At 67.2% G+C, this 3,527-nt stretch carries 6 protein-coding genes; all 6 read right to left on the reverse strand.

What is annotated here, in order from left to right; all coding sequences use genetic code 11:
- Nucleotides 1-595: pyridoxal-phosphate dependent enzyme (locus VFM98_RS00565; RefSeq protein ID WP_325107939.1), on the reverse strand; the 595-nt coding region annotated here is incomplete at its 3' end.
- A 188-nt stretch (nt 596-783) separates the two neighbouring features.
- Entirely contained in the window at nt 784-1,314 is a 531-nt protein-coding gene (locus VFM98_RS00570; protein ID WP_325107940.1) for a DsbE family thiol:disulfide interchange protein, read from the reverse strand.
- Nucleotides 1,311-1,781 carry a cytochrome c maturation protein CcmE gene (gene ccmE, locus VFM98_RS00575; protein WP_325107941.1) on the reverse strand — a complete coding sequence of 157 codons (471 nt, stop codon included), beginning with the start codon at nt 1,779-1,781 and terminating at the stop codon, nt 1,311-1,313. Before ccmE ends, VFM98_RS00570 begins: the two co-directional genes overlap by 4 nt.
- Nucleotides 1,778-1,966, reverse strand: a complete 189-nt coding sequence (gene ccmD, locus VFM98_RS00580; protein ID WP_325107942.1) for a heme exporter protein CcmD — start codon at nt 1,964-1,966, stop codon at nt 1,778-1,780. The genes ccmE and ccmD overlap by 4 nt, the downstream gene beginning before the upstream one ends.
- Entirely contained in the window at nt 1,963-2,712 is a 750-nt protein-coding gene (gene ccmC / locus VFM98_RS00585; protein WP_325107943.1) for a heme ABC transporter permease CcmC, read from the reverse strand. Before ccmC ends, ccmD begins: the two co-directional genes overlap by 4 nt.
- Nucleotides 2,709-3,365, reverse strand: a complete 657-nt coding sequence (gene ccmB / locus VFM98_RS00590) for a heme exporter protein CcmB (protein WP_325107944.1) — start codon at nt 3,363-3,365, stop codon at nt 2,709-2,711. Before ccmB ends, ccmC begins: the two co-directional genes overlap by 4 nt.
- Nucleotides 3,366-3,527 lie beyond the last annotated feature (162 nt).

The following is a 3,527-nucleotide window of genomic DNA, read 5'->3' on the forward strand; positions in this document are numbered from 1 at the left end:
AGCCGACCACCAGGCGGTCGATGCGCAGGGCCTGGTCGAACAGTTGCTGCTGCAGCTCCTGGGCGCAGGCGACGTAGCCCAGGCCGCCGATGGCGTTGGAGCCGCCGCCGGGAATGACGTAGGCCTTGCGCCCGAGCGCCGCGACCTCCTCGGCCACCGTGGCCATCGCGGCGGCCATGTCGCTGCCGCCGGGAACGACCGTGATCGCCTCCACGCCCAGCAGGCGGAACATGAAGTTGTTGCCGCTGGCGTCGGGCCGGTAGCTGTGCGGCACCCGCTCCTCGATCACGAAGCGGCACTTCAGGCCTTCCTTCACGGCCGCCGAGAGCGTGATGCGGCAGTGGTTGGACTGGGGCGCGCCGCAGGTGACCAGGGTGTCGGCACCCTGGGCGAGCGCGTCGGCGACCAGGAACTCCAGCTTGCGCGTCTTGTTGCCGCCGGGGAACAGCCCCAGCATGTCGTCGCGCTTGATCCAGATCCGCGGCCCCTTGCCGCCGGGGCAGGTGGCGGCGAGCGCCCGGGTGAAATTGGGAAGGAATTCGACCGGCGTCTCGAACGCCGTGTAGCGCCGGCGGGGAAAGCGGGAGAGGTCCATGCGGCGGATGGTAGTCCATCCGCCAGGGCGCCATCACCCGCATCGATCCAACAGCCGGACGCAAAGGACGCGAAGAAAGCGCAAAGGACGCAAAGGAAAACCATTCTTCAATGGCTGTTCCTTTGCGTCCTTTGCGGAACCTTGGCGTCCTTTGCGTCCGGCTGTCGCGCTTTTCGGCTGTTGAGTGCTCAAGCCGCCTTCAGCTTCGCGATCAGCGGCAGGATCTCGTTCTGCAGGGCCTCGGGGGTGATGGGGCCGATCTGCTTGTGGCGGATGACGCCCTGCTTGTCGATGATGAAGGTCTCGGGCACGCCGTAGACGCCGAAGTCGATGCCGACCCGGCCATCGAGGTCGTACGCCGAAAGCGTGTACGGGTTGCCCAGCTGCTCCAGGAACTTGAGCGCATCCTCGCGCTTGTCCTTGTAGTCCAGCCCGATCAGCGGCACGGCGTTCGACTTGCCGATCTCCACCAGCAGCGGATGCTCCACCCGGCAGGCCGTGCACCAGGAGGCGTACACGTTCATCATCCAGACCTGCCCCTTCATGTCCTGCGGCGAGAAGGTCTTGTCCGCGGCATGCACCTGCGGCACCCGGAAGGCCGGCGCCGGCTTGTCGATGAAGGTGGAGGGCAGCTTGCGCGGATCGCGCGTCAGGCCGATGCCCAGGAAGATCGCGATCACCAGGAAGATCGCGAGCGGGATGAGGTGCTTGACTTTCATTGCTGCTGCTGCAGGGTCGAGGGGCTCATGTGCTTGGTCTGGGCGTCGACCTTCTTCGCCTGGTCGATCGCGTGCTGCGCCTCGGCCGGCATGTAGTTCTCGTCGTGCTTGGCCAGCACCTCGGAGGCGACGAACTTGCCCGAGGCGTCCATCTTGCCCTGCACCACGGCGCCCTTGCCTTCCTTGAACAGGTCGGGCAGCAGGCCGGTGTAGGAGACGTTCACGTCCTTCACCGTGTCGGTCACGATGAAGCTGGCGGTGAGGTTCTCGCGCTTGAGCGAGCCCTCCTTCACCAGCCCGCCGATGCGGAAGGCGCGGCCTTCGGGCGCCTTGCCCGCGAGCACCTCGGTGGGTGTGACGTACAGCGCGATGTTGCTGTTCAGCGCATTGAGCACCAGCGCCGCGGCGGTGCCCACGGCAGCGACGCCCGCCAGGACGATCGCGCCCCTCTTCTTCCAGTTCTTCATGCCAGTTCCCGGTCCATCTTTTCCGCCCGCGCACGCCGCCGCAGGCTGCGGAGGATCGCTTCGGTGCGCTTCTTCAGCGCCACCTGCTCCCATACCAGCGCGATGGCGCACACGCCCACGCTGCCCCACACATAGAGGCCGTAGCCTCCCATGTGCCAGAAGTCGGACATCGAATTCCAGATCATGCCGTGGCCTCCGGCAGGCGCAGCACCCAGTCGGTGTGCGCCTCGCGTTCGAGGATGACCGCCCGCAGGCGCGTCAGCGCGGCGGCGATCGAGTACATCCAGAAGCAGAGGGCCATGAGCAGCATGCCCCAAAGCATCGTCTGTGCCATCGAGGGCGCCTTGGTCATGGAGACCGAGGAGCCCTGGTGCAGGGTATTCCACCACTTCACCGAGAAGTAGATGATGGGCACGTTCACCACGCCCACCAGCGCCAGCACGGCGGCGGCGCGGTCGGCGCGGCGCGGCTCGTCGATGGCCGCGTGCAGCGCCATGAATCCCAGGTACAGGAACAGCAGTATCAATTCCGAGGTGAGCCGGGCGTCCCAGACCCACCAGGTGCCCCAGGTCGGCTTGCCCCACAGGGCGCCCGTCCACAGCGACAGGAAGGCCATCAGCGCGCCCGTGGGCGCCAGCGACAGGGCCCACATGGAGGACAGCCGGGTGTTGAACGCCAGCCCCATGCCGGCCCAGAAGGCCATCACGATGTAGATGAACATCGACATCCACGAGGCCGGCACGTGCAGGAAGATGATGCGGTAGCTGTCGCCCTGGGTGGCGTCGGTCGGGGCGACGAAGAAGCCCATGTAGAGGCCGGCGATGCCGAACACCACGGCCAGCGCCCAGAACCACGGGATCATGCGTCCCGCCATCGGGAAGAAGCTGTAGGGACTGGACAGCTTGAACCAGTTGATCAGACGGTGACTCATTCCAGCGAAATCCTCAGGGCGGCGGTCGTCGCCCACGGCACGAAAAACAAGGCCAGCGCAAGAAGCGCGCCCAGCAGCGACAGGTGCCCGCCCGCCCCCTGGCCGGACAGGTGGGCCTGCACCGCGCCGGCCCCGAAGATCAGGGTCGGAATGTACAGCGGCAGCACCAGCAGGCTCAGCAAGGCCCCTCCTCCGCGCACGCCGAGCGTCAGCGCCGCGCCGACCGCGCCGATCAGCGACAGCACCGGCGTGCCGATCAGCAGGCCCAGCGCCAGGATCCACAGGGCGCCCGGATCGAGGTCGAACTGCAGGCCCAGGATAGGCGCCAGCACGACGACCGGCAAACCGGAGACGAGCCAGTGGGCGATGATTTTCCCGGTCACCAGCAGAGGTAATGGAGCGCTCGAAAGCACCATTTGTTCCAGCGTTCCGTCCAGGTGGTCGGAATAAAACATCCTTTGCAGGCCCAGCATGGTGGCCAGCAGGGCGCCGACCCAGAGCACGCCGGGGCCGATCTTGCGCAGCAGGGCCGGCTCGGGGCCGATGCCGAGCGGGAACAGGCTGCTGACGATCAGGAAGAAGAACAGGGCCGTCAGGACTTCGGCCTTGCGCCGCATGGCGAGCAGCAGGTCGCGCCGCAGCACGCTGAGCATGGCCTTGAACGGGCTGGGCTGCGCCGCGGCGAGGGCCGTGTCGGCACCGCCCAGGCTCAGCGGGTGGGCGGTCGGGGAGGGTCGCACGCTGCTCACAGTTCCACCACCTGACCGGGCGGAAGGGGGATGGGCTGGTGGCTCGTGACCACGGCCATGCCGCCC

It is taken from the genome of Ramlibacter sp., from assembly GCF_035706265.1.
Taxonomy (GTDB): domain Bacteria; phylum Pseudomonadota; class Gammaproteobacteria; order Burkholderiales; family Burkholderiaceae_C; genus Ramlibacter.